The 560-nt window shown below is 34.1% G+C and carries 1 protein-coding gene; it reads left to right on the forward strand.

The window, feature by feature from the left end; genetic code table 11:
• The coding region (locus tag B5E79_RS13870; protein ID WP_241147507.1) for a transposase at positions 1 to 264 on the forward strand (264 nt) is incomplete at its 5' end.
• Between the last annotated feature and the right edge of the window lie 296 nt (positions 265 to 560).

The raw sequence follows: 560 nt of genomic DNA on the forward strand, positions 1-560 counted from the left end.
ATGAGATTTGATTTTATGGACAAAGAGAATCCCTGGTATGAGTTCAACTGTAGGGTCGTGAGATTCAAAATATCCGATGATAAATATGAAACTATTATTACCAATTTAAGCAGAGAGGATTTCTCAATGGAAGAAATCCGTGAAATCTACAATATGAGATGGGGCGAGGAAACTTCTTTTCGAGAACTCAAGTATCCATTGGACTCAATGCATTGCATGCCAAGAAAAGAAAACTCATACAGCAGGAAATCTATGCACGTATGATCATGTATAATTTCTGTCAAAGGATTGTACAGGAAATAAAGATTCCTAAAAAGGACAGAAACAAATATACATATCGGGTTAATTTTACAAAATCTATACATATCATCAGAGAGTTTCTAAGAAAAAAAGGTGGAAAGAATCCACCTGTAGAGTATCTGATAGCTAAAGAGATTCTGTCAATTCGACCCAACAGAAAATACAAGCGACATGTCAAGCCAAAGACTGTCGTATGCTTTAACTATAGATATAACTAACATAGTTTATTATATACCTTGACAGATGTAGTTTCAAGACTA

The organism is Massilimicrobiota sp. An134 (assembly GCF_002160815.1).
Classification (GTDB): Bacteria; Bacillota_I; Bacilli_A; order Erysipelotrichales; family Coprobacillaceae; genus Allocoprobacillus; species Allocoprobacillus merdigallinarum.